The organism is Bacillus sp. NMTD17 (assembly GCF_002998735.1).
GTDB lineage: Bacteria > Bacillota > Bacilli > Bacillales > Bacillaceae > Bacillus.
Genome location: NZ_PVRH01000002.1, coordinates 400422 through 427395, shown reverse-complemented (window position 1 = coordinate 427395; position 26974 = coordinate 400422). Strand labels below are relative to the sequence as shown.

The window sequence follows — 26974 nt, the reverse complement described above, 5'->3', positions numbered from 1 at the left end:
AATGGCTCAACAAACATTCAAAGTAACTGCAGATTCTGGAATTCACGCACGTCCTGCAACAGTTCTTGTACAAACTGCTAGTAAATATGATGCTGATATCAACTTAGAATATAATGGTAAAACAGTGAACCTGAAATCTATTATGGGTGTAATGTCTCTAGGAATTGCGAAAGGTGCTACAATCACAATCTCTGCTTCTGGTTCTGATGAAAATGATGCACTTGCTGCGCTTAAAGACACAATGAAAAGTGAAGGCCTAGGCGAGTAATGCAACAACTGAAAGGAATCGGTGCTTCAGCAGGCGTTGCGATTGCAAAAGCATATCGTCTGGAAGAACCAGATTTAACAGTTCACCAAAAAGACATCAATGATCCAGAGACAGAAGTGAAGCGTTTTGAAGAAGCAATTCATGTTTCTAAACAAGAACTTGAAGCAATTAAAGAACATGCGCTAAAAGAGCTTGGCCAAGACAAAGCAGATATCTTTTCTGCACACCTTCTTGTGTTAAGTGATCCAGAGCTGCTAAACCCAGTAAAGGATAAAATCAACTCTGATAAAGTAAATGCTGAATTTGCTTTAAAAGAAACAGCGACAATGTTTGTCACCATGTTCGAAGCAATGGACAATGAATACATGAAGGAACGTGCAGCGGATATTCGCGACGTAACAAAACGTGTAACTGGACATTTGCTAGGCGTTGACATTCCAAATCCAAGCATGATTTCTGAAGAAGTCATCATCATCGCTGAAGATTTAACACCTTCTGATACTGCTCAGCTGAACAGACAATTCGTCAAAGGTTTTGCGACAGATATCGGCGGTCGTACTTCTCACTCAGCGATCATGGCAAGATCTATGGAGATTCCAGCAGTTGTTGGAACAAAAGAAGCAACAAAAACGGTGAAAAACAATGATCTGATCATTGTCGATGGTATTAGCGGAGACGTCATCATTCAGCCTTCTGAAGATGAAGTGAAAGCGTATCAAAAAAAGCATGAAGACTACTTAGCTCAAAAAGCGGAATGGGCGAAACTGGTGGACCAGCCAACGGTCACAAAAGACGGCGTTCACGTAGAGCTAGCTGCAAATATCGGAACACCTGAAGATGTAAAAGGTGTACTTGAAAATGGCGGCGAAGCAGTCGGATTGTACCGTACAGAATTTTTATACATGGGCAGAGATCAGCTTCCAACAGAAGAAGAACAGTTCAATGCTTATAAAACAGTGTTAGAGAAGATGGAAGGTAAAGCGGTTGTTGTCCGCACACTTGATATTGGTGGCGATAAAGAACTCCCTTACTTGCAGCTTCCAAAAGAAATGAACCCGTTCCTTGGCTTTAGAGCGATCCGCCTTTGCCTCGAAGAACAGGAGATTTTCAGAACACAGCTACGCGCCTTACTTCGTGCAAGTACATATGGAAACTTGAAAATCATGTTCCCTATGATCGCGACATTATCAGAATTTAGAGAAGCAAAAGCCATTTTACTTGAAGAAAAAGAAGCATTGGTTGCGGCTGGTACAGACGTATCCGATTCCATTGAAATCGGTATAATGGTAGAAATTCCATCAACCGCTGTCATCGCAGACCAATTCGCAAAAGAAGTTGATTTCTTCAGTATTGGAACAAATGATTTGATTCAATACACAATGGCTGCTGATCGAATGAACGAACGAGTGTCTTATCTTTACCAGCCTTACAATCCAGCGATTTTACGTTTGATTACGCTTGTTATTGAAGCAGCGCATAAAGAAGGTAAATGGGTTGGCATGTGCGGTGAGATGGCAGGAGATGAAATCGCAATCCCACTTCTACTTGGATTAGGATTAGATGAATTCTCAATGAGTGCAACATCTATTCTTCCAGCAAGAACACAGCTAAGCAAGCTTTCTAAGGAAGAAGCTGCATCATTTAAAGAGCATATTTTATCACTTAGCACAACAGAAGAAGTGGTTGATTTCGTGAAGAAAACGTTTCAACATCACTAAGTGAATTCAAACCAGACAGTAACCCTGTCTGGTTTTTTTGTCGAATTTTATCATATTGGGTCATATCCGGCAGAGAGAAGGGCATCCTATAAGAAAAATGGAGGTGACCAGATTGCCTTTCTCAGACTATAAACCGGGTGATCAAGTATATGTGATTTATCGAAATCCACATGCAGCAAACGTAGCACAAATCAAAGAAGCAGAAATTGTTTCACATCCATATAACGAAGAGGAGCTTGCCCTATTTTTACTTGAAACGTATCATCCTTTAGCTCCAGATGATGCGGTCTTTCCAACATATGAAGAAGCAGAAGCTCTTTATCAAGATTTGTTTGAATAAGGGAGATTTTAGAAAGGATAAAAGCCATCCTGCGCGGTTAAAGTAACCGTATGAAAACCTATAAGGTAAGGATGTGCTAAATATGATCAAACCTTTTGTGCCCCAGCTTGTTTACATTGAACCAAGGGCGTTAGAGTACCCGTTAGGACGAGAGCTGAAGGAAAAGTTCGAGGGTATGGGTATTGAAATAAGAGAAACGACTTCACATAACCAAGTAAGAAATATTCCGGGTAAAAATGACTTGCAAAAGTATCGTAATGCGAAATCAACGCTTGTCATTGGTGTGAGGAAAACGTTGAAGTTTGATACGTCTAAACCATCTGCAGAGTATGCGATCCCATTTGCGACAGGATGTATGGGGCATTGCCATTATTGCTATCTGCAAACGACAATGGGAAGTAAGCCGTACATTCGAACATATGTGAATGTTGAAGAAATATTAGATCAGGCGGAGCAGTACATGAACGAGCGTGCGCCTGAAATCACGAGATTTGAAGCTTCTTGTACTTCAGATATTGTAGGAATTGACCATTTGACACATACACTAAAGGCAGCGATTGAATACTTCGGCCAGACTGATCTTGGTAAGCTTCGCTTTGTCACCAAATTTCATCATGTCGATCATTTACTTGATGCAAAGCATAATGGCCGAACAAGATTCCGCTTTAGTATCAATGCGGATTATGTCATTAAATATTTCGAACCCGGAACATCACCGTTAGATCAGCGGATTGAAGCAGCTGTTAAGGTTGCAAAAGCAGGCTATCCTCTTGGCTTTATTATTGCCCCAATTTACATTCACGAAGGCTGGCAGGAAGGATATAAAGTTCTTTTTGAAAAGCTCGATGCAGCCCTAACTGAGGATGTCAGGCACGATATCACCTTTGAAATGATTCAGCATCGTTTTACAAAACCAGCGAAGCGTGTGATCCAAAAAAACTATCCGAAATCAAAATTAGAATTGGATGAAGAAAAAAGACGTTACAAGTGGGGGAGATATGGAATTGGGAAATATATCTATCAAAAAGATGAGGAACAAGAACTAAGACAGACGTTAGAATCATATATCGATCAGTACTTTCCGTCTGCAAAAATTGAATATTTTACTTAAAGCAAGCCTTTATGGCTTGTTTTTTCTATTTAAATTTTCTTACAACTATTGAATGCGGTACCAATTTTGCCGATATACAAAATAAGATGCGAAAGTAGGATGTAGGGGTGATGAGATGTTTAAGAAACTTCAAGTGAGAATAGCTGTTTTCATCTCAGTTATTTTAATTTTAACCGTTGTGGCAGTTCAAGTGGGTTCCAACATGGTATTAACACCACTGATTGAACGAGATGCAAAAACGACCGCCACAGCAACGGCAGAAAGCCTGAAAGACATTATTACAGAAAAGCTTGATAATTACGGCAATACAATTAACAAATTGGCAACAGGTAAAATAACTGAAGAATTTGCGCAAAAGCAAACAAAGCAAACACTGGATTTTGAAAAAAGTGCAATAAAAAACTTGCAGGAACAGGATAAACTCATTTCGTTTGCTTATATTGGAACAACTGATGGCAAAATGCTCGGCTTCCCAGAGTTCGATCTTGGCGAAGGGTATGATCCATCTAAACAAGGCTGGTTTAAACAAGCAGCCGAAAAGCCTGATCAGGTTGTTTGGACAGATCCATATATTGATGAAGCAACGAAAAAAGTGATTGTCTCAGCCACGAAGGCGATTGTCAAAAATGGAAAGGTCATTGGGGTCGCTGGACTTGATTTGAAGCTGTCCTCCATTCAATCTTATATAAATGAACAAGAGATTCCTTATAAAGGGACCGCTTTCTTAGTTGATAACACAGGCACCATTTTGGCGCATCCAACAGAGCAAGGAAAAAACATATCAAAGGTCGCCTCTGTGAAAAAAGCGCTTGACAACTCAGGTATTGATGACAGCAAAGAACTGACGGTCATATCTAAAATCAAAGAAGCCGATTGGACGGTTGGTGTCAGCTTTGAGAAAAAGAAACTGCTTTGGATCACAGAACAAATGAATCAGACAAGTATCATTATATCCGTCATTGCTATTATTCTTGCGATGATCCTCAGCTTCTTATTGGCAAGAAGCATTACTACGCCAATCAAGCGTCTAACAGGGCATGTGCGTAAGGTGTCAGAAGGCGATTTAACAAGTACGCTTGAAGTGAAGTCCAAAGATGAAATTGGTCTCCTCACGAAAAGCTTTAATCAAATGATAGAGGACATTAGGGAGTTAATTGAAAAAGTAAAAGGGGCTTCAGACCAAGTAGTGACATCAACGGATGAAGTCACGCAAATTTCAAATGAAACCTTACTGTCGAGCGAACAGATTGCAACGGCCATTCAAGAGGTGGCAACAGGTGCGTCTAAGCAGGCTTCAGAAGCAGAAACGATTAATGAGAAATCAGAGCATTTATATGAAAAAGTACGTCATATGGGTGAGCTTGCCACGCAAATGCAAGCCAACTCAAAATCATCTGAAGATGCAGGCTATAGAGGGCTAGATGCACTAGGTATGCTCGTTCAAAAATCAACACAAGCGAACGAAGAATCGAAGAAAGTGGAACAAATGCTGCTTGACCTTGAACATAAAACGAAAAATATTGAAAACGTTGTGACCGCCATCTCTGAAATCTCTGATCAAACGAATTTACTTGCACTGAATGCAAGCATTGAAGCAGCGAGAGCCGGAGAAAGCGGACGAGGATTTGCTGTTGTTGCAGAAGAAGTCAGAAAGCTTGCTGAACAATCTGCGCAATCAACCAAACACATTAGTGAAACCGTCAAACTCATTCAAGATGAATCGAAGAAGGCGGCTGAAGCGATGACGGCAGCAAGTAAGATGAATGAGGAACAAGGTGACGCCATTAATGCAACAGGCGAGGCACTGAGTAGCATCACAATGGAAATGCAGGCACTTGTCGGCTCAATTGACAGCATTCATACACAGATCAATGAAATGACAGACGAACAGCAGAAAATGAATGACTCCATTCAAAGCATTGCTGCGATCTCAGAAGAATCTGCGGCTTCAGCTGAGGAAGTGCATGCGTCTACAGATGAACAAGTCCAAGCTTTAGAAAGAACGAAAACTTCGACTGAAATGCTGAACGAATCAAGCCAGGCATTACGTCAGGCGGTTGATCGGTTTAAGCTGTAATCAAGCGGAAAGGAACCTTGCGGCGTGAGCAAGGTTCTTTTTGTATGATAAAATAAAGCAGAGGAGGTGTTGACATGAATGTCAATTTATCTGGGAAAAAAGCATTGGTCGCTGCAAGCAGTCAAGGTATCGGAAAAGCGATTGCCTTTGCTCTAGCAAAAGAGGGAGCGGATGTGATGCTTTCAGGAAGGCATGAGCACACGCTGAAAGAAACGGTGAAAGAATTATCTCCGCTTGTAAAAGGAAAGCTGACTTATCAAGTATGTGATGTGTCTGACGCGCAGCAAATCAAGGCGCTCGTTCAAGCGGCAGCTGGTGATGAGAAGTGTCTAGACATTCTTGTGAACAATACAGGCGGGCCAAAAACAGGGACGCTTGAAACCTTAACAGATGAGGACTGGTTGGAATCATTTCAGCTTCATTTACTCAGCTATATTCGATTATTAAAAGAGGCCTTGCCTTATTTGAAAAAACACGGCGCACGCGTATTAAACATTGCGTCCATGTCAGTAAAAGAACCGATCCCAGGCTTGATGCTGTCAAATACTTTTAGACCAGCTATTGTCGGCTGGACAAAAACAGCCGCTCAGGAGCTTGCAAAGGATGGAATTTTGATTAATACGTTAGCCCCAGGGAAAATTGAAACAGACCGCGTTAAACAGCTGGACAAGCACCGCGCACAGGCAGAGCACCAAACAGTTGAAGAAATCAAAGCACAGGCTGAACGTGCGATTCCGCTTGGCCGCTACGGACAGCCAGAGGAATTTGCAGCATATGCAGCTTTTCTTTTATCTGAAGCAAGTACATATATGACAGGTCAAACACTCATCATTGATGGTGGATTGACAAAGTCTCTTTAAGGAGGAACATGGGGTGACAATCAAAACAGTTGGTTTTATTGGAATTGGTGTAATGGGACGCAGTATGGCAGAACATTTAATGGATGCTGGTTATGAAGTTCTCGTTTATACAAGAACAAAAGCGAAAGCAGATGCGCTCATTCAAAAAGGCGCATCATGGAAGCCGGCAGTGAAGGAAATTGCAGAACATGCAGATGCTGTCATCACAATGGTAGGATATCCATCAGATGTAGAAGAAATCTATTTAGGTGAAGAGGGGCTTGTGGCACATGCTACGCCTGGTACTTATCTGATAGATATGACGACATCGAAGCCTCAGCTGGCAAAAGAAATTGAAGTGAAAGCGAAAGAAAAAGGATTGTTTGCGTTAGATGCACCAGTTTCTGGCGGAGACGTAGGCGCAAAAAATGGAACGCTTGCGATCATGATTGGCGGAGAAAAATCAGCCTATGAAGCGTGCCTGCCCTTATTTGAGCAAATGGGCGAAAACATTCAATATCAAGGACCTGCAGGAAGCGGTCAGCATACCAAAATGTGTAACCAAATTGCGATCGCAGCAGGTATGGTAGGCGTTGCAGAGGCTATGGCCTATGCCGAAAAATCAGGACTTGATCCAGAGCACGTGCTCAAAAGCATCACAACGGGCGCAGCAGGAAGCTGGTCCTTGTCAAACCTTGCACCAAGAATGCTGAAAGGTGATTTCGAGCCAGGGTTCTACGTGAAGCATTTTATCAAGGATATGGGCATTGCACTTGAGGAAGCAGAACTGATGGGAGAAGAAATGCCAGGACTTTCACTTGCAAAATCACTTTATGAAAAGCTGAGCGAACAGGGCCAAGAAAACAGCGGCACACAGAGTATATATAAATTATGGGTAAAATAAAAAGACCTGTCCCATTTAGGGACAGGTCAGCGTGTAGACAAACCCTCGCATTCGGTGTCAGTCCTGCGTGCCGGTGCTCACGAATGTCAAATTCGCTCCGCTCCGGTACTCGTCCTTCCTAGACTGCAAAGGTTTTCTATCACGCTGAAAAGAAGACAAAAGGCTAAAATGAAGATCATTTTAGCACTTTGTTAACAATCTGGCCTGTCCCATTTAGGGACAGGTTTTTTAGATATCTTATTTTCCGATGAATTGCTGCGTCCAGTAGTTACCAGATTTCACATAACCAACACCGATATGTGTATAGCTTTTATTTAAGATATTTGCTCTGTGACCTTCACTGTTCATCCAAGCAGTCACCACTTCTTGAGGAGATCTTTGACCTTGGGCAATGTTTTCACCTGCTGTTTTGTAAGTGATACCGAATTTCTTCATTTGATCAAATGGAGATCCGTAAGTTGGGCTTGTATGAGAGAAATAGTTTTTATCTTTCATATCTTGAGATTTTGCGCGAGCAGATTTGCTTAGTTTTGAATCAACAGAAAGTGCTTTTAATCCTTGCTTTGCACGCTCTTTGTTTGTAAGCTCAACGACTTCTTTTTCAAATGCATTCAAGCTGCTGTCTGCTTTTGCTGTCGTTGTGTCTTTTTGATCAGCTTTTGTATTGTTATTGTTGTTTGTATTTTGTTTTGCTGGCGCACTTGGTTTAGAAGCAGTAGGTTTTTTCACTGATTCTTGTTTTTGTTCATTTTTTGCTTTGTTTACTTCTTTCACCACTTTTGTGCCAGTAACAGGTTGACCGCTTTTGATCAGCTTGTTTAAAAGAGCTTCGATCTCTTTTTGATTCGACTTGCTTAGCTTGTTTACATCTGAAGAGATATGTAATTTTGCAGCTAATGTATGAAGATCAATGGTTTGATGCTGTACATGTATTACTTGTTTCAGGTTAAGCTCCTTCGCATCAGCTGAATGTCCCCCAGTGAACGTGATGAGTGCAGCAGCCGTTAGCGCTGAAAAAAAGAATGATTTCTTCTTCATATTGTAACTCCTCCTAAAATCTTTGTTTTGTTTTCTCACAGAAAATCATAACATGGACTTTTTGTTATAAACGTACCAGCATCCTCCATTGACAATGCCTGTTTGTCATTTTTGTTAAAGTCACAAAAAAACCCGCCTCATATCAAAGGATAGGGAATTCTTCCATTTAATGAAAACGACATAAACATACCAATATTTTAAAGTGTTAGTATATTTTTTTGCATAATAGGGATTGACAGCTTTTTTTCACTTGTTTCGCTGTAACAACTATTACAAAAGTGTTACAATAATGAGTGGTAATTGTAAAAGATTGAAAGGATGAGAGGAGCTACATAAGTGGGAGAGAAACAGCATCAAGGTGGTGCCGAGCAGAAAAAATTCAAGCGCCGGAACGCCTGGAGGATTAATCTCTTTTTCTTCGCTGTCTTTAGTTTATTTGCTGGACTTGTGATCAAGCTTGGTGTGCTGCAGATCGTCAATGGTGAGGATTATAAAAAGCAAGCAAACCGAACAGAGGTCAAAACAGCATCATACCCGTCTCCGAGAGGAAAAATGTATGACGCGAGAGGAAGAGTCGTCGTTGATAACGAAAGTGTACCTGCCATCGTTTATACATCAGAAAGTGGTGTGAAGGCGAAGGATAAGATTAAAGTAGCAAGAAAACTTGCAACTTATATAAAAATGGATACTGATTTTTTGAGAGAGCGTGACATTCGAGATTTTTGGCTGGCAAGCCATCCGAAAGAAGCGGATAAGCTCATTTCAAAAGCAGAGCAAAAGAATCTTAAAGCAAAAGATGTCTATCCACTTCAAGTAGAGCGCGTGCCTAAGGAAGAGGTCAAGGCGATCGAAAAAAATGCAGAGGAAAAAGCAGTTGCAGCGATCTATCGTAGATTTACAGGCGGATATGCCTTTGAGCCTCAAATTGTGAAAGCAATGGACCCGAACGAAGAGAAAAAAGGGGACGAAAAAGTGGCTTTGCTTGATGAAACAAAAGAATCCAAGCAGACGTCATCCGTGAGTTTGACATATGAAGAGATTTCACTTGTGTCAGAGCATCTGGATGAACTGCCTGGTGTAAATGTCATCAATGATTGGACAAGAAAATACCCGTATGAAAAGACGCTTTATAATGTACTTGGCGGTGTGACCACACCAGAGCAAGGCATTATAAAAGAGCGTGAAGATTACTATATGGCAAGAGGCTACTCACGAAATGACCGGGTAGGGAAGAGCTATTTAGAGTATCAATACGAGGATTTTCTGAACCCAGAGAAAGCGACCGTTCAATATACTCAGGTTGGCGGGAAGCTGCTCGATGAAATCAAGCGGACAGAGGGACGAAGAGGACTTGATCTTGCACTGACATTTGATATGGAGCTGCAAAAGGAAGTCGACAAGATCGTCGAATCAGAGCTTAGATCCGCTAGTGCGAGAAACTATATGATGGACCGCGCATTTGTCGTGATGATGGACCCTAACACTGGGGATGTTCTTGCGATGTCTGGCAAGAAAATGGATGGCAGAGACGTCACAGATTATGCCATCGGAACATTTACGACCCAGTACGAAATGGGCTCTGTTGTCAAAGGAGCCACAGTACTTGGCGGTTATCAGGACGGGATGTCACACAACCAATCCTATATGGATACACCGCTTTATTTTGCAGGAAGTAATGGAAAGCCGAAACAGTCTTACAAAGTTCTTGGATGGGTCAATGACCTTCAGGCTCTCCAAAAAAGTTCCAACGTCTACATGTTCCAAGTAGCGATGAGAATGGCGGGCATCACCTATCAAAAGGATGGTCCGTTACCGGCAAGACCTGAGCACCTGCAAAAAATGAGAAACTATTATGCGCAATTCGGTCTTGGCGTAAAAACAGGGATCGACCTGCCGCAGGAATCAAGCGGGATGCAGACACATCCTAAGACGGTCGGCGGACTTTTGCTCGATGAAGCAATTGGCCAGTATGACACGTATACACCGCTTCAAGTTGCCCAGTACATGTCGACGATCGCCAATGGAGGAAATCGCGTTCAGCCAAGAGTGGTGAAAAGCGTTCACCTTCCAACGAAGAAGAATGAAGTAGGCCCAGTCGTGAAAAAATATGAGCCGAAAGTGCTGAACACGATTAACAATTCAAAAGCAGATATTGACCGCGTCAAAATGGGGCTGAAAATGGTCACATCAACAGGTGGAACTGCCGCTGGCCGTTTTGGTCAGCATGATGTCGCAGGAAAAACAGGGACGGCCCAAACCTTTTACTATGGTGCTAACCGCAGCTGGTGGGGAAATGCCACGTACAATTTAACCTTTGGGGGATATTATCCATCGTCCAATCCGAAGGTGGCTTTTAGTGTCGTGACACCTTATGTCTCAGATAAAGATTCCGTCATTAAAACCATCCCAAGTAAAATTATTGATAAGTACGTTGAATTACAAAAGAAATACGAAAAGCAGTAAACAGCAGAGAGCACAGCAAGAGAATGTGCTCTTTTTTGCTGAAAATATGGACGTTTCCCTCGATGACGGAAGGAAAATACGGGTTTTCTAGCGAATCTTTTTTATACATCAATCTAAGGACAACCCTAAAAAATGAAAAGGAGGGTCGGACGACGATGGAACAAAAAATGAAAGATTCGAATCAGCTTTATTCGAATATTGATTTACATGCCGTTCTTTCTTCTAATGGCCGCTTTCTCTACATTTCTTCTAACTGTAAGCAGCTTTTGCTCTATGAACAAAAGGATTTACTAGGGTGTTTTTTGAAAGACTTTGTTCATACCGAAGATCAATTTCTCGTCGAGAGTTATTTCTACAATCAGCACATGCTAGAGATTTCCCACTTTAGGCTACTTAGAAGTGACCTAACAGCTGTATGGATTGAAGCTAGTATTGATTTTGTTGCTTGTGATGAGTTAGACAGTGAATTAAGTAGAGAAATGATCCTAAAAATGAGGGTGCTGGACGCTGAACCGCAAAAAGCAGCATTTCAAACAACATCAGAAGTGTCAGAACAGTCGTTAGGCAGTCTGCCGGCTTTCCAACATGTCAGTGAAGCTGAACAATTGATTGCCATGCTGCCAAATCCGTTATGTATTACGATTTTAGGGGAAATTGTTTATGCGAATGATGCGATGCTTCAATTAATGGGGGTAAGTACAAGAGATGACATGATCGGCAAAACTGCATTTGACTTTATTGCTGAGGAGTACCATGACATTGTGAGAAGCCGAATTACGAGGCTGCAGCAAGGCCTTCCAGTCGGAATGATTGAACAGATATGGAAGCGGAAAGATGGGAGCAGCATTCATATCGAAGTGAAGTCATCACCTACGATCTATCAAAATCAGCGGGCAGAGCTTTTGCTGTTAGTGGACATTTCATCCCGTAAGAAATTCCAAACCGTTCTTCAAAAAAGCCGGGAGCGGTATCAGCTGCTCATCCAAAACTCCATTGATACGATTGCGGTCATTCATGATCATAAATGGGTGTTTATGAATGAATCAGGCATTAAATTATTTGAAGCCGAACATTACGATAAATTAATAGGAAAGGATATTTTCCACCAGATACATTCCTGTGACCAGCAAAAAGTGAAAAAGAGCTTGTCGCGTATTATTGAAAGAGCATCAGATTCCGAGATTGTCACGATGAGCTGTCATACATTTAAACACAAGCTGATTTATACTGAAATGGTGTGTATCCCAACCACATTCTTTGGGGAAACAGCCGTTCAAATTATTTTAAGAGATATATCGGAACGTAAGCAGACAGAAGAGCTCATGCTCCGATCTGAAAAATTATCGATCGCAGGTCAATTGGCAGCTGGCATTGCACATGAAATCAGGAACCCATTGACCGCTATCAAAGGCTTTTTGCAGCTCATTAAACCGAAAACAAAAGATCGCGATCAATATTTCGAGATTGTTTTCTCTGAGCTGAGCCGGATAGAGATTATATTAAGCGAGTTGCTCATGCTGGCAAAACCGCAGCAAACGGCATCGATGCAGACACTTGATTTGAAAAAAATCATCAGCGAAGTCACGGCTCTATTAGAAACACAAGCGAACTTAAATGGTATTTTAATGAATACAAGTGAGATAGAAGAGGATCTCCTGATGAACGGGGATCAAAATCAGCTCAAGCAGGTGTTTATCAATTTAATCAAAAATGCCGTCGAATCCATGCCGGACGGAGGTAAGGTTGACATTACGGCCAAAGCAGAAAGAGATGGGATTCTCGTCACCATTCGTGATGAAGGGGTCGGCATTCCTGAATCGGTCATGAAGCGAATAGGAGAGCCTTTTTTAACGACAAAGGAAAAAGGCACTGGACTTGGCCTCATGGTGACATTTAATATTTTAGAAAATCACAACGGGACGATCCGTGTGGATAGTCATCCCGAAAAGGGCACCGTATTTCACATCATGTTTCCTGCAAAATAAAAACAACGGCAAGAGAGCCGTTGTTTCAGTCTGTTAAATGAATTGAACGTTTTTCAAGGACGAATTGTTCTAGGCGGTCAAGTCCTTCTTTCAGTGTTTCAAGTGAATAAGCATAGGACAGACGCACATACCCTTCGCCGAGTGGAGAGAAAGCAGACCCTGGTACAACAGCAAGTCTTGTACTTTCTAACAGCTCCATACAAAAATCAAAGGAACTCATCCCAAACGATTCAATGGATGGAAAAATATAAAAAGCGCCAGAAGGCTTAATGACCGGAAGCCCCATAGAAATGAGCCGATCATATACATAATCGAGTCTTTTCTTATATTGCTCTCTCATGATGAGTGCATCATCCACACCATTTGTCACAGCTTCAAGTGCCGCCTTTTGTGAGACAGCCGAGGCACAAGACACGTTATATTGATGTACTTTTAATACATGTTTAGCAATTGGAGCTGAAGCAAATAAAAAGCCAATTCTCCAACCGGTCATGCTATGAGATTTAGACAGTCCGTTAATCACAATGGTCTGTTCCTTTAAGAAAGAGGCAATTGAATGATGCGGCCGGTCAAATGTCAGCTCGCTATAGATTTCATCGGATAAAATAAAGATGTCTTTTCCTTCAAGGAGCTGGGCAATCTCTTTCAATTCTTCTTCCGAAAGCGTGACACCAGTTGGGTTCGAAGGATAAGGAAGCACAACACACTTTGTCTTTTCCGTTAATGCATCCTCAATCAGCTTGGCATTTAATTTAAAGCCAGCATTCGTTGTGTCGATATGTACAGGCTTCCCGCCACACATTCGAATGATCGGTTCATAGCCAGGGTAGACAGGTCCAGGTAAAATGACCTCGTCACCCTCTGACAAAATGGTTCGAAACGCAGCATCAATCGCTTGACTTGCACCTGTCGTCACAATGATTTCTGACTCTGCATCATAATCAAGATTGACTTTCTTCTTGATGTAGTGCTGGATCGCTTGTCTTAGCTCTAGGAAACCAGCATTATGAGTGTACGAGGTGAAATTCTCGTCAATGGCTGCTTTGGCAGCTGTTTTGACATGATGCGGCGTATAAAAATCGGGCTGGCCTATCGTCAAAGAAACGACATCCTCATATGACGATACGAGATTTGAAAATGTTCGAATGCCTGAAATTTCAATATCCTTTACTCTTGGATTCAGCAAATGCTCCATTTCTCATCACCTTAAAAATTTATGTTTTTATCCTATTTTACCATTCACTGCATAAATGTCACCCGCGAAAGGCACTGGATATCATTATCTGTAGTCTATTCTCCTATTCATCACAGCATGAGTGATATATTGAAGAAAGAGCAACATTTATTATAGCGTAACCTCACGAGAAAATACAGGCTGCGGTGAACAGGATTAGAAAACGTCACAACTGTGTAAACTGAAAGAACGTGAGAATCAGGTCATGGGAATTGCTTTCATAGACATACGATCTCCTAAAGGAGGACGATAGATGGAACAATCAGCGAAGACATCGAAAATCGCGTTTCTATCCGTGATGAGTAACACATTTGTTGTCATCTTAAAAATCATTGTGGGGCTGCTCACTGGATCTGTTGCGGTTTTATCAGAAGCCATTCATTCTTTTCTCGATTTAATGGCATCTTTTATTGCATTTATCTCTGTTCGTATTTCAAGAAAGCCAGCAGATTCTAAACATCCTTATGGACATGGAAAAGTCGAAAATATTTCAGGAACGATTGAGACCTTGCTGATTTTCGTTGCTGGCATTTGGATCATATACGAATGTGTTCACAAATTAATGCACCCAGAGCCAGTCAAGCTGCCTGTGCTTGGCATTGTGGTGATGCTGATAGGCGCGCTCATCAATTTTATCGTATCGAAGGTTGTGAACAAAGAGGCGGAGCGAGTGCATTCTGTTGCCATGAAATCGAATGCATTGCACCTGTTAACAGATGTGTATACGTCACTAGGGGTCGCATTCAGTTTATTGCTTGTAGCATTAACCGATTGGTATTTCTTAGATCCGATCATTGGAATGATACTCGCTCTCTTTATTATGCGTGAAGCATTTAAACTCATGAAAGAAGCCTTCCCGCCGCTTGTAGACGCCCGGCTAACACCCGAGGAAGAAAAATCGATAGAAGCAATCATTCAAGGATTCAGTCAAGAGTTCATCGAATATCATGACTTTCGAACAAGACGATCCGGTGCAGAGGAATATATTGATTTCCATTTGATTGTAGATGGTAAGACAACGATTGAAGATGTTCACCAATTATGTGATCGAATTGAAGAGAAGATTCAGCAAGAATTTCCGCATGCACAAATCTTTATTCATGTAGAACCTGAAAGTGAAAGAACTTCACAAACGTAAAAAAGGCGATCAACCAACTTAGGTTGTATCGCCTTTTTTTACGCTTCATCTATGAAATGAAATCAATATCCATAAGCAGTATCGTAATCTTCATACCAAGAGATATAAGCTGCGTCATCATTTGACAAATCATGCTTCATGTCCAAAAAATCAGCTTCGCAAATATCTTCAATCACAGTCATTTCGTTGTTCTTTAATAGTACGACAGTTCCCATCATGAACACCTTTCTTTAAAAAATCCTTGACTATTGTACCATGTGAAGAGCGGTTGTCAACAGCAGAATGGAAACAAGACGAAAATATCACAAAATGTTAAAAAATCAGGAGGTAAAAGAACTAGAAGTGCCATGATTTTCACAAATTTTCAGTATTTATTCACATAAAACATTAAGAACAAACTGATCTAAAATATATGTAAAAGTGTACAACTCCATTGATCTTACTATATTCATAAGATATAATAACGAATGATTATAAGAAATTTATAGAAAACATACATAATAAAGGAGAAATAGGATGGAAACAAACATAACAGAACCACACATTCAAGAAAAGAAGCATCCTGAGCTAGCAGGCGTGGGCTACCGCTTTCTTGCCCACCTTTTGGACGGCGTCATTATCAGTGTTCCTTATGCCTTCATTATGTTTATTTTGTTCACACTCTTTTTTGTCTCAAGCCCAGAGGCAGCATTTATGCTAGAGGATGACAGCTATTACTATTCCACAACCGTCATGACGGATGAAGAATGGGCTGTCATTATGGGACTTATCTTTTTCTACGTAGCATCGATCTTAATCGGTATCGTGTTGACATGGCTTTATTACGCTATTATGGAAGCATCAAAACTGCAAGGAACTCTTGGTAAGATGGCTCTTGGGATCAAAGTGACAAAAGTAACAGGCGAAAAAGTAACATTCGGACGAGCAACTGGCCGCTTTTTTGCAAAAGTCTTTTTGTCTCCAATCTTATGTATTGGGTACATCATTGCCTTTTTCACAGAGAAAAAACAAGCGCTTCACGATTTAATTGCAAGTACGATTGTTGTGAAGAAATAAAGAAAAAAAGCACCTCTGCTCAATCGTAAGGGGTGCTTTTTGTATAGATTGCTTGTATGGAAGAGTGAAGGATGACATAAAATAGAATGATAGTGAAAAATCAGGTAGGGAAGGGAGACAAACGATTGAGAACAGGAAAAAAGACCATGCAGAAAAAAGGGGCAGGCTTCGGGTTGTTTTTGACAGCACCTGTTTTGGCCTGGGCATTGTATGACTTTGCAAATACGATATTTTCATCCAATATGATCACCATTTTCTTCCCGTTCTACTTGCAGGAAACGATTGGAGAAAGTGCGAGAATGGATCAGATCGCCAGTACGTTTATTTCTTATGCAAACGCACTAGCCAGCATTTTTCTCGTCATTTTTACACCATTATACGGGGTTCTGATCGATCGTACAGGAAAAAAGAAGCGCTACATCACAGTGTTTACTTTAATATGTATAACTTGTACGTTTTTGATGGGGATCTTTGCTGGAATTGATTTCTCAAGCGAATGGTTTGGGCTGCCTGTCTCCTTATTAGTAGTGGTCACCTTGTTTGTGATCGCAAAATTTTTCTATCACTCGAGCCTAGTGTTTTATGACACCATTCTGCCCGATCTTGGGACAAAGGATGAAATACCGCTTATTTCTGGGTTTGGCATTGCCGTTGGTTATTTAGGGACGCTTGTCGGTCTCTCAGTTTATTTACTTGTCGGCAATGACCAATTTCATGAAGCATTTATTCCGACAGCGCTTTTATTCTTTCTCTTTTTCCTGCCCTTTCTCTTTTTTGTAAAAGACCCTCATCCGCTGCCGCAGCAAGAGAAAAAGGCGTCATTTTTCAGCGGGTATAAAGAAATTATTCGCACGTTTAAAGAGATGAAGCAATTCAAACCGGCTTTTATCTTTATGATTGCTTTCTTTTTTATGAATGATGCCTTACAGACAGCGATTGCGATGATGGCTGTTTATGCCAAAATCATCATTGGCTTTACCGCTGGGCAATTTATTCTGCTTTATCTGGTGTCGACCATTTCAAGTATCATTGGCTCCTTTCTATTTGGATATATCACAAAGGCGATTGGGGCAAAGCGCTCGATTACAGTCGTGTATGTGATTTTGATCGTGGCCCTGATTTTGGCTGTGACAGCCACAACGGAATGGGTTTTCTGGGTGGCCGGCAGTTTATTCGGAATTTCACTCGGCGCAAGCTGGGGGGCATCACGAATATTGATAATTGAGCTGACACCTAAGGAAAAGAGAGGACAGTTCTTTGGTCTCTTTGCATTCTCAGGGAAGGTGTCTTCCATTATTGGACCCATCATTTATGGCTCAGTCACTCTGCTGTTTGCAGAGCACGGAAATCTCGCAAGCCGCCTTGCACTAGGGTCTTTACTCATTCTTGCAGCGATAGGACTTGTGATTCATCAATTCGTACGAGAGAAAGCGTAAAGAAACGTCAACTTTTTACCTATGCTGCCGATATAAAAAGTACAATCTTATATTGAAGAATAGAGGGATTTCCGTGGCTTTAAACAAACAAGAAATTTTACTTGACTCTGGTACCAATGAATTGGAAATTGTGAAGTTTGAAATTGGTTCAAATCAATTCGGCATTAACGTCATGAAAGTAAGAGAAATCATTCAGCCGGTTGAGGTGACGGTTGTACCGCACTCTCATCAAGATGTAGAAGGGATGATTAGTTTACGAGGCGAGATTTTACCAGTCATCAATCTATTTTCCTTTTTTAATGTCGAGTCAGATCAGTCAGAACAAGAGAAATATATTGTGACTGAATTCAACCAACGGAAATTTGTGTTCCATACAGGAACGGTATCACAAATTCACCGCGTCAGCTGGGAAGAAATTGAAAAGCCAACTGCACTCAATCAAGGGATGGACCGTCATTTAACGGGCATCATTAAGCTTGATGAAAAAATGATTTTCCTTCCAGATTACGAGAAAATCATTTATGATATTGAATCCGCTTCTGGAGTAGAAACGTATCATATGTTTGACGGTGAGAAAGACGAGAGAAGAACAGGGAAGAAGCTTTATGTCGTTGAAGACTCTCCGCTTCTCATGCGTTTATTAACAAATGAATTAACCGAAGCAGGCTATAAAAACATTGTGACCTTTGAAGATGGCAAACAGGCATATGACCACGTCATGGACCTTGTCAGTAAAGGAATCAGTGTGACAGAAGAAATTGATATGATTATTACGGATATTGAAATGCCAAAAATGGATGGTCACCGATTAACGAAACTGTTGAAGGAAAATCCTTTAACGAGTTCCATACCGATTCTCATCTTCTCTTCGTTAATCACTGAAGATTTGCGCCATAAAGGGGAAACAATCGGTGCAGATGATCAAATTAGTAAACCAGAAATTCATCAGCTGATTGAAAAAGTCGATCACTTTATTATCTAAACAAAAAACCACTCGGCATGAGTGGTTTTTTTGTTTAAAAATAACTTTCCCCGAGTCGTTTGAAGACGGGCTTTGTGTAATGTGATTTTTGTTTTGTGGCGGTAGGTTTTTCTTTTAAACCGACATACGTTTGAAGTAGTTGCTTTGCTCGGTTTAATGACATATTCGCTTTCGGATTGCGATATGATTGATTTAAATTTCCTAAGTGTGGCAAAAATTCGAAGTCTTCTTTGGTTGGTGGCAGGTGAAAATAATAATCTCCAATTTCAATCAGCACGTCGGACTGTTGTTGACTATATTTGGGATTGTTAGAGAAATGTAGGCCCACTTTTCTTCCTTTACCTTCTTGCAATAGTTTTTGCAGCGCACGTTTTTTCAAAAGATAAAGAAACTTGGGGTTTGGTGCGGTTTTAGCATGGCGGTTAACAGTATAAATGGCTTTTGCGATGTTTTCTGCTGTAGGTTCTATGTCTTTAGTATGAGCATAATCGTCCATTTTTTCTCTCCTTTGTCTTTCGTCTTCCTGTGCTTAGTATAAATTATACGTTTTTATTAGTAAATTGCAAATAGAGTTATTGTAAAAGCGATAGGATTCATAGCCCTCTTATCTACAATAGCCATTCAGGAGGGTTCTAAAACGTGGTTGAATATAAAAATGGCAGAATGATCAGCAAAGACACAGCATCTATTCACTATGATTTTTCTTCTATCTGTTTCAGGTGGAAAGAATGCGGCGCATTTCATTTTCTATATGCTAAAGGTGTTGTATATTCATTCTTTTAAGCATAGTTGAAGCTGCTTTGGTAAGCAATTTCTGTATTGAAGTCCGTTTTTTGAAGCAGGATGAGGCTTTGTTGAACTTTCACATAATGAGGAGGTAACTTCTATAAACTTCTTTAATTGAAGGATCTGCAGCATTCAGAGCGGTTTAGCTGACCAGCATGAGGGATATCTTGAAGTAGCATCTTTTCGATAATGTTGGCAAATCCATTGCTGACGGTGTCATTGGTGGGCAAAGGAGAAGAGACGTTCATTGCAAGAAGGGCAGAAGAATTGACTGAATGAAATATATATGAAGTGAACTATTAGTTCATGATAACTACCTATTTAAATAAATGGGTAGTTTCTCAATTTGGATTCATTTTTACATATTTCGTCTGAAACTTTACCATATGCCTGACAACATGTCGAACATATGGTTTAACAACATGGTCTATTTCTTATGACTTGAATAAGCGCAATAAAAACAACCATTAAAATCAGTTTCATTCGTCATTTGTTTAGCTTCATCAATGGCGCTCTCGCCACTCATGTGCAGACCAATCAATTTACGGCTTGCAGCATCACCTAAAAATGCACAATCTTCTGTATGTACAACATACTGTCCTTGATCATCTTTTGTATGAATAAAATAATAACTTTTTAGCATACCCCTCACCTCCAACCTGACTATCCTACTATAAAACTTCCAAAGATGTAAAGAAATTTTATAAAAATTTTTGCAATTTTATACACGTTCCTGTTTTTTGAAAAAAAGAAATAAAGGCTAAATAATGAAAGGGATTGATAGAATGGATGTAAGAGGTAAAAGTTAAAAAAGAAGAATGGATCGATTGAAGGGTATGTTGACTCCTCTATTGGTTGATGTTGCTTCAAATAGCTTCAATCAACAGAGTAAATAACGTCGTAGGGCGTTTCAGCTATGAAAAAAAGGACTTCCTTTTAAAGAAAGCCCTTTTTCCTGTTCAATTATTGCGCTCCCTGGCCTTTTAGTTCTCGCTGCACGTCTAAGTCGGCAGCTTCTCTGCTGAACTTCGGCAGTGTAATGAAGTAAAAAAGGAAAACGAGTAAAATAATAACGCCCATTCCGTAATAAATATAAGAAACGTTTGTAATGAGTTTTGGAAATAGTACCGCAATCAGACCTAATGTCATGGATTGAGCAAACATGGTAAGTGGATCAACCCATCCTGACACACGTCCCATCAGACGAGGATGGACGATTCTCGGCAGCCAGCCGCCAATGACAATGTTGACCGGTCCAATACATGTACCAATGACAAATGATGTGACATAAAACAACCATAGTGTATGGGTGGAACCAAGTACAAAAATCAGAATGCCTGCAACCAAAATCGGAAGCGACATGAGATATTGCATCTTTACTTTTTTAGCGAGAACAGAGCCCATTAAGCTGCCAACAAGTAGACCGGCACCGATCGCGATTGTAAAGAAGGATGTATGCAGTTCAAAATGGTCCGGTGAAAGGCCATATTTCATTGTAAACATTGGAAGTACAGCAAATGCGCCATTGACTAGACCAAAAACAAAAAAGCCAAAAATTAAAGAAGCCAATAATTTATTTTTTATAATGTAAAGAATGCCTTCTTTAAAATCTTTTAGAGACGTTTTAATGGTCATGCCTCTCCAGCCTGCTTGTCCATTTGGCTGACGTGCTTCAATTGGAATGTTACATGAACGAATCAGGATGCCTGAAACAATAAAACTGATCAAATCAATGGTAATGGCACCGTGAAGTCCAATTGTCTTATACATAATAGCACCGATTCCAACACCAAATACCATGAATAAACTAAACAGCATTTGATTTAAGCCAGCGGCTTTGGCATATTGATCTTTATTTAAAATCGCCTGAACGAGAGAGGCTTCAGCTGGATAGAAGAACTTCGTAATGGCACTTCGTATAAACAAGATCAAGAAAATAAGTGGAAGTGAATTGAAATAAATCACAATGAATAAAACAATCGTCAGCCCAGCTCGTATCCAATCGCAATTCTCTGCGACTTTTTTACGATCAAAACGATCTGCTACTACACCGACCATAAAAAAGACAAAGATCGTTGGAAGTGAATACATGAGCTCTGCTAATGTGGCATAGGCGGGCTGATGACTAAAATGATCGAGCAAATAAAAGGCAAACGCCATATTGCCTACTGTTGTCCCCATTTGCGAAGCAAGTGCTGCAAAAAAGAGACGAACAAAATTTCTGTTTTTAAAAATATCCATAAATACGCTCCTTAACCTGAAGATCCCACTTTATATCATATAAAATTTTAAGCATTCATACAATTAATTTCTCCTACTGGCTAATGGTCACAGGTGTTCCGTTTGGAACGATTGAAGCAAGTTCGATGACATTCTGATTATACATACGAATGCACCCTCTAGACACAGCTTTACCAATTGAAGACGGGTTATTCGTACCGTGGATGCCGTAATGAATTTTCGATAGGCTCAGCCAATAGGCGCCAAAGGGACCTCCTGGGTTTGGCTGTCTGTTGACAATATAATAAGAACCTGTCGGTGTCATATTTAAAATTCTTCCTGTTGCGATCGGATACGACCGAATAAGCTGTGATCCAGAAAACAATACGAGACGTTTCCTTGAAATCGAAACAGAGATGCGGTAAGGGATCGAACTAGGATCGGGCAGACCAGGAATGATGATGACCTCATTTTGTACAGGCTCTTGACCTTGAAGTGACGGATTTGCAGCCTTTAAAGCATCTGTTGTTGTTCGGAAATCAAGTGCTATAGAAGCAAGGGTTTCTCCATTTTTCACCGTATATCGCAGCACCAAAGGACACTCCTTTCACTCAAATAAAAGAAGCCATGATGTCCGTCACTAGATATATATATGGACGGAATCAGGCGAAGGAAGGTTTCTCCTAACATTTGTCATGAGAAAGATCTTTGATTATACATATGCAAAAAGGAGCAATTTGGCTTCTGTCTAAATGCGAGAGGAGAGGGTGAAAAAGGTTAATTCAGGTTTGGCTAAAAATCGAAGTGGCAGTCTTGTTGTCCCAAGTCCGCGGTTGACATAGATTCGGTGCTGATAACTTCCGTATAAACCTTCCACATATGTATGGCCGTAAGGTGCTGTGAGAATGGGGCCATAGAAAGGAAGCTGCACCTGTCCGCCATGGGTATGTCCAGAAAGCTGCAAGTTAATGGGAGTTGTATTTAACTCCAATGCTGCATCAGGCTCATGTACGAGCAGTAACGTAAATAAATCAGAGGATACTTCCCGCTTAATCAGGTCATAATCCGGCACACTCATCATCAGGTCATCCAATGTAGCAATCTGAATATGCGCCCCTTCTTTTTCTAATTGAAACACATCATTTTTACATATTGTAAAACCGCAAGCTTTCATCGTTTTCTCATAAAGATCAACGCCAAATGGTCCGTAGTCATGATTTCCGCATATTGCGAGCTTACCAAACGGGGCATGGAGCTTGGTCAAATATGCTTTCGCTTTTTCATGCTCTTCAATCGATGCTTGAAAATCAACGAGGTCACCTGTGAACACAATGAGGTCTGGAGACTCAGCGTTGATTTGCTGGACGACGGATTCTAATTCTTTCGCAGGAAATGTATCACTTAAATGAACATCACTAAATTGAGCGATTTTAAACTGGTCAAATGAAGCTGGAAGTTGAGCATCCTGAATGGTCAGTGACACGGTATCGATCATGCGTGGTTCGATGTATCTGGCATATCCGTATCCACATGTTGTAGCTAAAAAACCGAGAATGCTCGCGCCAGCTGCTCCTTTTAAAAACTGTCTCCGAGAAAGTTGCTTCATATAAGACTCCTTTATAAATAAAATTAAGTATAGCATCATATTTGATGAATCTCCCATATGGTGCATCTAGGGTCAATCATGATATGATAGAAAATAATGAATGAATAGTCATTCAAAACCACAGAGGGGGAGAACAAATGACGAAACAAACAGTGATTGTCACAGGGGGATCAAGCGGAATGGGGAAGGCGATGGCTGCCCATTTGGCACACGGAGGCTGGAATGTCGTGATTACTGGAAGAACGGAAGAAACGTTAGAAAAGGCGGCAAATGAAATAAAGCAGAATGGCGGCTCGATCGCTTACTTCCAAATGGATGTGCGAAATCCAGAGGATGCCGATCAAATGGTCAAGTTTGCGGTAGATACATTTGGTGATGTGGACGCTCTGATTAACAATGCTGCAGGAAACTTTTTGGTTCCAGCAGAAAAACTGTCTCCTAACGGCTGGAAGGCTGTCATAGATATTGTATTAAATGGAACATTTTTTTGCAGTCATGCAGTGGGCAATTACTGGATTCGTCAAAAGAAAAGGGGAAGTATGATCAATATGGTGGCTACCTATGCATGGGGTGCTGGTGTAGGTGTGGCGCATTCAGCGGCAGCAAAGGCAGGTGTTTTATCTCTCACTCGAACGCTTGCAGTGGAATGGGGAAAGCAATATCGAATTCGCGTCAATGCCATCGCACCAGGACCAATCGAGAGAACAGGCGGTGCGGATAAACTGTGGGAATCGGAAGAGGCAGCGCAAAGAACATTAGATAGTGTTCCTCTTGGCAGACTGGGCACACCAGAGGAAATTGCAGAGCTTGCGAGCTTTTTATTATCTGAGCAAGCCTCATATATAAATGGAGATTGTATCACGATGGATGGGGGTCAATGGCTCAACCAATCCCCATTTTGAATGACGATGTAAGACCTGCTTTTGATGTGTTATAATCACACAAAGAGAGAAGCAGGTGATGAAAATGGTCGATCCATTGGATATTTTAACGAATATTGAAGATGTTTTCCCGCACTATCAAGCCATATTCAGTGCGGAAGAGCAAAAAGTGATAGGCTATGAGATTTTAGGAAGAATGAAGCTTGAGTCTGAAACAGTTAGCCTAGGCTCCTTCTTTACGGATTCATCTATTCCTGACGAATATAAAGTGGAAGTAGATCATAAAGTACTGACGCAAGCACTCGATCTTTTCACAACAGCAGATGATGATTTGCTCATTTTTATTAATCATGATGCCAATATCCTGATGCTTGATCATGGTGAAAGCTTTTTAGAACTTTTGAAGGAATATGAAGCAAGGGGCATTCAGCTTAATCGGTTTGTTATCGAATTTACAGAGCATACGTTTAGCGGCGATATTGAACAGCTTTACCATACGATAACGTATTTTCGTACATATGGTATTAAAATCGCCATCTCAAATATTGGAAAAGAAAGCAGCAATCTTGACCGGATTGCCTTGCTCTCACCCGATCTATTAAAAATAGATTTACACGCATTAAGGGCATCGGCTCCTTCTCCTTCCTATGAATATGTCTTGTACAGCATTTCATTGCTTGCGAGAAAAATAGGGGCGGCTTTAATTTATGAAGACATTGAAGCAAATTTTCAGCTGCAATATGCTTGGAGAAATGGCGGCAGATACTTTCAAGGGTTCTATCTTCACGAGCCGGTGGCGGAATTAATCGACCGCAATAAACGAAAAGATCAGCTGAGAGAAGAATTCCAGCAATTTATTGCCCATGAGAAAAAGAAACTTCAAACTGTCTACGAACATTCTGAAACATTTTATAAGCGAATTCATCAAGCGGTCACGATATTAAAAAAATCATGCAGCACAAATGATGAACTCATACAAAAGCTGGCATTAGAATTAACGGATTGCAGCTTTCGGATTTATATGTGTAATGAAGAAGGCTTTCAAATCACTGGTAATGTGTTTAAAAAAGAAAAAGAATGGCTGTTTCAGCCTGAATATATCGAGAAAAACTGGAGCTGGCGCCCTTATTTCCTAGCGAATATTCTCCAAATGAGAATGAGCGGGAAAGGATTTTTCAGTGATATTTACAGCGATTTAGAAACCGGTGAGAGGATACGTACGTTTTCTTATCCGTTAGAGGGAGACATGTATTTGTTTATAGACCTTCCGTATGCCTATTTATATGAGCAAGATGGATTAATTTAAAAGCAGCCGTTTAGGCTGTTTTTTTAAATAGAAAAAAGAAATAAAAAATGGTTGACAATGAAACTGATAATCATTATCATTTAGTTATAGAGAGAAGCTACTCTCTGTTCCCCAACCCCTCTATCAGATCAAGATCCAAAAAACTTGGCGCTACCCCCGCCAAGTTTTTTTGTGCTTTTCATCTTCCCCTCATGCATAGGACATCCCAATCCCTCCATACATCTTAAGTGATGATAGTTAGACGGTAGGAGGGAACGTCATGATCAAACGCGACAAGCGGCTGCTGATTGATTTGCCAAGACCAGATCACCCAGATGCAAATGGTGCTGCTGCTGTGCAAGAATTACTCGGCGGAAAATTCGGTGAAATGTCCACATTAAATAATTACATGTTTCAATCCTTTAACTTTAGAGGAAAACGAAAACTCAAACCGTTTTATGACCTCGTATCCAGTATTACGGCTGAAGAATTCGGTCATGTAGAACTTGTGACCACAGCTGTGAATCTTATGATTACAGGGACCACCCATGGCGGAGATCCAGATACGACACCGATGAAAGCGGCTGTCGATAAACGAAATACACAGCATTTTATTCAAACGGCTCAAACAGGCTATCCGTTTGATTCCATGGCAAAACCTTGGACCGGGGAGAATGTGTTCTCAAGCGGCAACCTGATTCTTGACCTCCTTCATAACTTCTTCCTTGAATGCGGAGCTCGTACACACAAAATGCGCGTATATGAAATGACAGATCATCCTACAGCAAGAGAGATGATCGGTTATTTACTCGTCAGGGGCGGAGTGCATGTTGTGGCATATGCAAAGGCGCTTGAGGTAGCCACGGGTGTAGATCTAGGAAAGATGTTGCCGATCCCAAACCTCGACAACAAATACTTTGATTCAGCGAGGAAATTTGAAGACCAAAATGTCCATACAAAGCTGTACACATTTAGTGATACGGATTACAAGGACATTAATAAGATTTGGAAAGGCAACCATCCGATTGATGGAAAGCCGCTCACAGTGATTGAGGGTACGCCTCAAGGAGCACCTGTGCCAGATTATAGAGAATTACCGGAAGAGTTTGCCCCAGGCATTTCCAAAGAGGATTTTGACGAAATTGCCAAACGGCTGATGAGATCTGCGGGTTTATAAAAAACATGGCGCATGAGATCAGAAAAAAGACTCAAACTAAAAAAACAGATTCTTTTTCTTTTTTTGAATTCAAGAGGAAAAATATCATCTGAGAACACTTTATGGTATGATGCTTTGTAGGACTTGTGTATAATCAATACGGGTTCATCTTGAGTTGTTTTTTTGAAAGGAGTCTTTTTTTAGAATGTCACAATTAATGGGTATCATTACAAGGCTGCAAAGTCTTCAAGAGACAGCAGAAGCTGCAAACGAACCGGCACAGCGTTATTTCGAAGTGAACGGTGAGAAAATCTGTAGTGTTAAGTATTTCGAAAAGAATCAAACGTTTGAATTGACTGTTTTTCAACAAGGGGATAAGCCAAATACTTTCCCATTTGACAACATTGATATGATTTCGATTGAGATTTTTGAGCTTCTACAATCCTAAGCT

Annotated in this window: 25 protein-coding genes and 1 pseudogene; 18 read left to right on the top strand and 8 right to left on the bottom strand. The window is 40.7% G+C overall.

Annotated features, from left to right (window positions below; genetic code table 11):
* Position 1 precedes the first annotated feature (1 nt).
* From C6347_RS07275 to C6347_RS07245, 8 genes and pseudogenes are all read left to right on the top strand, one after another.
* Positions 2–268, top strand: a complete 267-nt coding sequence (locus tag C6347_RS07275; RefSeq protein WP_003211078.1) for a phosphocarrier protein HPr — start codon at positions 2–4, stop codon at positions 266–268.
* Entirely contained in the window at positions 268–1986 is a 1719-nt protein-coding gene (gene ptsP / locus C6347_RS07270; protein ID WP_106038798.1) for a phosphoenolpyruvate--protein phosphotransferase, read from the top strand. The genes C6347_RS07275 and ptsP overlap by 1 nt, the downstream gene beginning before the upstream one ends.
* A 112-nt stretch (positions 1987–2098) precedes the next feature.
* Complete coding sequence (locus C6347_RS07265) at positions 2099–2326, top strand: transcriptional regulator SplA domain-containing protein (RefSeq protein ID WP_003211490.1); 228 nt, start codon at positions 2099–2101, stop codon at positions 2324–2326.
* Between the two features lie 82 nt (positions 2327–2408).
* Positions 2409–3437 carry a spore photoproduct lyase gene (gene splB, locus C6347_RS07260; RefSeq protein WP_060596131.1) on the top strand — a complete coding sequence of 343 codons (1029 nt, stop codon included), beginning with the start codon at positions 2409–2411 and terminating at the stop codon, positions 3435–3437.
* Positions 3438–3552: 115 nt separating this feature from the next.
* Positions 3553–4575, top strand: a pseudogene (locus tag C6347_RS19635) (HAMP domain-containing protein); the annotation flags it as partial.
* The gene (locus tag C6347_RS19630; RefSeq protein ID WP_374955733.1) at positions 4567–5514 is read left to right on the top strand and encodes a methyl-accepting chemotaxis protein; all 948 of its coding nucleotides are present in this window, start codon (positions 4567–4569) and stop codon (positions 5512–5514) included. The pseudogene C6347_RS19635 and the gene C6347_RS19630, both read left to right, overlap by 9 nt.
* A gap of 74 nt (positions 5515–5588) precedes the next feature.
* Positions 5589–6374, top strand: coding sequence for an SDR family oxidoreductase (locus tag C6347_RS07250; RefSeq protein ID WP_066030970.1), 786 nt, complete (start codon positions 5589–5591; stop codon positions 6372–6374).
* A 52-nt stretch (positions 6375–6426) separates the two neighbouring features.
* Positions 6427–7257, top strand: a complete 831-nt coding sequence (locus C6347_RS07245; RefSeq protein ID WP_374955732.1) for an NAD(P)-dependent oxidoreductase — start codon at positions 6427–6429, stop codon at positions 7255–7257.
* Positions 7258–7494: 237 nt separating this feature from the next.
* Here the strand turns inward: C6347_RS07245 and C6347_RS07240 are convergent, their stop codons facing one another.
* A complete protein-coding gene (locus C6347_RS07240; protein WP_060596134.1) occupies positions 7495–8295 on the bottom strand; it encodes a CAP domain-containing protein in 801 nt (266 codons plus the stop codon).
* A gap of 336 nt (positions 8296–8631) precedes the next feature.
* Between C6347_RS07240 and C6347_RS07235 the strand changes: the two genes are divergently transcribed.
* Together C6347_RS07235 and C6347_RS07230 are read left to right on the top strand one after the other, a co-directional pair.
* Entirely contained in the window at positions 8632–10758 is a 2127-nt protein-coding gene (locus C6347_RS07235) for a peptidoglycan D,D-transpeptidase FtsI family protein (protein ID WP_106071532.1), read from the top strand.
* Between the two features lie 155 nt (positions 10759–10913).
* The gene (locus C6347_RS07230) at positions 10914–12743 is read left to right on the top strand and encodes a PAS domain-containing sensor histidine kinase (protein ID WP_060596136.1); all 1830 of its coding nucleotides are present in this window, start codon (positions 10914–10916) and stop codon (positions 12741–12743) included.
* A gap of 25 nt (positions 12744–12768) precedes the next feature.
* Here the strand turns inward: C6347_RS07230 and C6347_RS07225 are convergent, their stop codons facing one another.
* The gene (locus C6347_RS07225; protein ID WP_003210942.1) at positions 12769–13938 is read right to left on the bottom strand and encodes an aminotransferase A; all 1170 of its coding nucleotides are present in this window, start codon (positions 13936–13938) and stop codon (positions 12769–12771) included.
* 292 nt (positions 13939–14230) lie between these two features.
* Here C6347_RS07225 and C6347_RS07220 point away from each other — a divergent pair, with 292 nt between their 5' ends.
* The gene (locus tag C6347_RS07220) at positions 14231–15115 is read left to right on the top strand and encodes a cation diffusion facilitator family transporter (RefSeq protein WP_060596138.1); all 885 of its coding nucleotides are present in this window, start codon (positions 14231–14233) and stop codon (positions 15113–15115) included.
* A 62-nt stretch (positions 15116–15177) separates the two neighbouring features.
* On the opposite strand, the gene C6347_RS19210 is transcribed toward C6347_RS07220, so the two are convergent.
* Positions 15178–15330, bottom strand: a complete 153-nt coding sequence (locus C6347_RS19210) for a hypothetical protein (protein WP_162839369.1) — start codon at positions 15328–15330, stop codon at positions 15178–15180.
* Between the two features lie 301 nt (positions 15331–15631).
* Here C6347_RS19210 and C6347_RS07215 point away from each other — a divergent pair, with 301 nt between their 5' ends.
* The 3 genes from C6347_RS07215 to C6347_RS07205 all read left to right on the top strand — a co-directional run bounded on the left by C6347_RS07215 (position 15632) and on the right by C6347_RS07205 (position 18589).
* A complete protein-coding gene (locus tag C6347_RS07215) occupies positions 15632–16171 on the top strand; it encodes an RDD family protein (protein WP_060596139.1) in 540 nt (179 codons plus the stop codon).
* 125 nt (positions 16172–16296) lie between these two features.
* Entirely contained in the window at positions 16297–17607 is a 1311-nt protein-coding gene (locus C6347_RS07210; RefSeq protein ID WP_181185446.1) for an MFS transporter, read from the top strand.
* A gap of 73 nt (positions 17608–17680) precedes the next feature.
* Complete coding sequence (locus tag C6347_RS07205; protein ID WP_034662787.1) at positions 17681–18589, top strand: chemotaxis protein; 909 nt, start codon at positions 17681–17683, stop codon at positions 18587–18589.
* Positions 18590–18623: 34 nt separating this feature from the next.
* On the opposite strand, the gene C6347_RS07200 is transcribed toward C6347_RS07205, so the two are convergent.
* From C6347_RS07200 to C6347_RS07175, 5 genes are all read right to left on the bottom strand, one after another.
* Complete coding sequence (locus C6347_RS07200) at positions 18624–19085, bottom strand: YkyB family protein (RefSeq protein ID WP_012009774.1); 462 nt, start codon at positions 19083–19085, stop codon at positions 18624–18626.
* Positions 19086–19802: 717 nt separating this feature from the next.
* Positions 19803–20018 carry a hypothetical protein gene (locus tag C6347_RS07190; protein ID WP_003211341.1) on the bottom strand — a complete coding sequence of 72 codons (216 nt, stop codon included), beginning with the start codon at positions 20016–20018 and terminating at the stop codon, positions 19803–19805.
* Between the two features lie 320 nt (positions 20019–20338).
* Positions 20339–21616: an MFS transporter gene (locus tag C6347_RS07185; protein ID WP_034662784.1), complete on the bottom strand. Its 1278-nt coding sequence runs from the start codon at positions 21614–21616 to the stop codon at positions 20339–20341.
* A gap of 73 nt (positions 21617–21689) precedes the next feature.
* On the bottom strand, positions 21690–22187 hold the full coding sequence (locus C6347_RS07180; protein WP_060596140.1) for a L,D-transpeptidase family protein: 498 nt from the start codon (positions 22185–22187) through the stop codon (positions 21690–21692).
* 156 nt (positions 22188–22343) lie between these two features.
* Positions 22344–23201, bottom strand: a complete 858-nt coding sequence (locus C6347_RS07175; protein WP_060596141.1) for a metallophosphoesterase — start codon at positions 23199–23201, stop codon at positions 22344–22346.
* A 137-nt stretch (positions 23202–23338) separates the two neighbouring features.
* On the opposite strand from C6347_RS07175, the gene fadH reads away from it, so the two are divergent.
* The 4 genes from fadH (at position 23339) to C6347_RS07155 (ending at position 26971) form a co-directional block, all read left to right on the top strand.
* The gene (fadH, locus tag C6347_RS07170) at positions 23339–24103 is read left to right on the top strand and encodes a 2,4-dienoyl-CoA reductase (RefSeq protein ID WP_034662771.1); all 765 of its coding nucleotides are present in this window, start codon (positions 23339–23341) and stop codon (positions 24101–24103) included.
* Positions 24104–24167: 64 nt separating this feature from the next.
* A complete protein-coding gene (locus C6347_RS07165; protein WP_106071611.1) occupies positions 24168–25388 on the top strand; it encodes an EAL domain-containing protein in 1221 nt (406 codons plus the stop codon).
* Between the two features lie 259 nt (positions 25389–25647).
* The gene (locus C6347_RS07160) at positions 25648–26544 is read left to right on the top strand and encodes a manganese catalase family protein (protein ID WP_060596142.1); all 897 of its coding nucleotides are present in this window, start codon (positions 25648–25650) and stop codon (positions 26542–26544) included.
* Positions 26545–26728: 184 nt separating this feature from the next.
* Positions 26729–26971, top strand: a complete 243-nt coding sequence (locus C6347_RS07155; protein WP_003212254.1) for a YkuJ family protein — start codon at positions 26729–26731, stop codon at positions 26969–26971.
* Positions 26972–26974 lie beyond the last annotated feature (3 nt).

Bases quoted from the DNA above. Each gene is read 5' to 3' on its own strand.
- C6347_RS07275 (WP_003211078.1), top strand. From the start codon at position 2: ATGGCTCAACAAACATTCAAAGTAACTGCAGATTCTGGAATTCACGCA.
- ptsP (WP_106038798.1), top strand. From the start codon at position 268: ATGCAACAACTGAAAGGAATCGGTGCTTCAGCAGGCGTTGCGATTGCA.
- splB (WP_060596131.1), top strand. From the start codon at position 2,409: ATGATCAAACCTTTTGTGCCCCAGCTTGTTTACATTGAACCAAGGGCG.
- C6347_RS19630 (WP_374955733.1), top strand. From the start codon at position 4,567: ATGATAGAGGACATTAGGGAGTTAATTGAAAAAGTAAAAGGGGCTTCA.
- C6347_RS07250 (WP_066030970.1), top strand. From the start codon at position 5,589: ATGAATGTCAATTTATCTGGGAAAAAAGCATTGGTCGCTGCAAGCAGT.
- C6347_RS07245 (WP_374955732.1), top strand. From the start codon at position 6,427: ATGGGACGCAGTATGGCAGAACATTTAATGGATGCTGGTTATGAAGTT.
- C6347_RS07240 (WP_060596134.1), bottom strand. From the start codon at position 8,295: ATGAAGAAGAAATCATTCTTTTTTTCAGCGCTAACGGCTGCTGCACTC.
- C6347_RS07230 (WP_060596136.1), top strand. From the start codon at position 10,914: ATGGAACAAAAAATGAAAGATTCGAATCAGCTTTATTCGAATATTGAT.
- C6347_RS07225 (WP_003210942.1), bottom strand. From the start codon at position 13,938: ATGGAGCATTTGCTGAATCCAAGAGTAAAGGATATTGAAATTTCAGGC.
- C6347_RS07220 (WP_060596138.1), top strand. From the start codon at position 14,231: ATGGAACAATCAGCGAAGACATCGAAAATCGCGTTTCTATCCGTGATG.
- C6347_RS19210 (WP_162839369.1), bottom strand. From the start codon at position 15,330: ATGGGAACTGTCGTACTATTAAAGAACAACGAAATGACTGTGATTGAA.
- C6347_RS07215 (WP_060596139.1), top strand. From the start codon at position 15,632: ATGGAAACAAACATAACAGAACCACACATTCAAGAAAAGAAGCATCCT.
- C6347_RS07200 (WP_012009774.1), bottom strand. From the start codon at position 19,085: ATGGACGATTATGCTCATACTAAAGACATAGAACCTACAGCAGAAAAC.
- C6347_RS07190 (WP_003211341.1), bottom strand. From the start codon at position 20,018: ATGCTAAAAAGTTATTATTTTATTCATACAAAAGATGATCAAGGACAG.
- C6347_RS07185 (WP_034662784.1), bottom strand. From the start codon at position 21,616: ATGGATATTTTTAAAAACAGAAATTTTGTTCGTCTCTTTTTTGCAGCA.
- C6347_RS07175 (WP_060596141.1), bottom strand. From the start codon at position 23,201: ATGAAGCAACTTTCTCGGAGACAGTTTTTAAAAGGAGCAGCTGGCGCG.
- fadH (WP_034662771.1), top strand. From the start codon at position 23,339: ATGACGAAACAAACAGTGATTGTCACAGGGGGATCAAGCGGAATGGGG.
- C6347_RS07165 (WP_106071611.1), top strand. From the start codon at position 24,168: ATGGTCGATCCATTGGATATTTTAACGAATATTGAAGATGTTTTCCCG.
- C6347_RS07160 (WP_060596142.1), top strand. From the start codon at position 25,648: ATGATCAAACGCGACAAGCGGCTGCTGATTGATTTGCCAAGACCAGAT.
- C6347_RS07155 (WP_003212254.1), top strand. From the start codon at position 26,729: ATGTCACAATTAATGGGTATCATTACAAGGCTGCAAAGTCTTCAAGAG.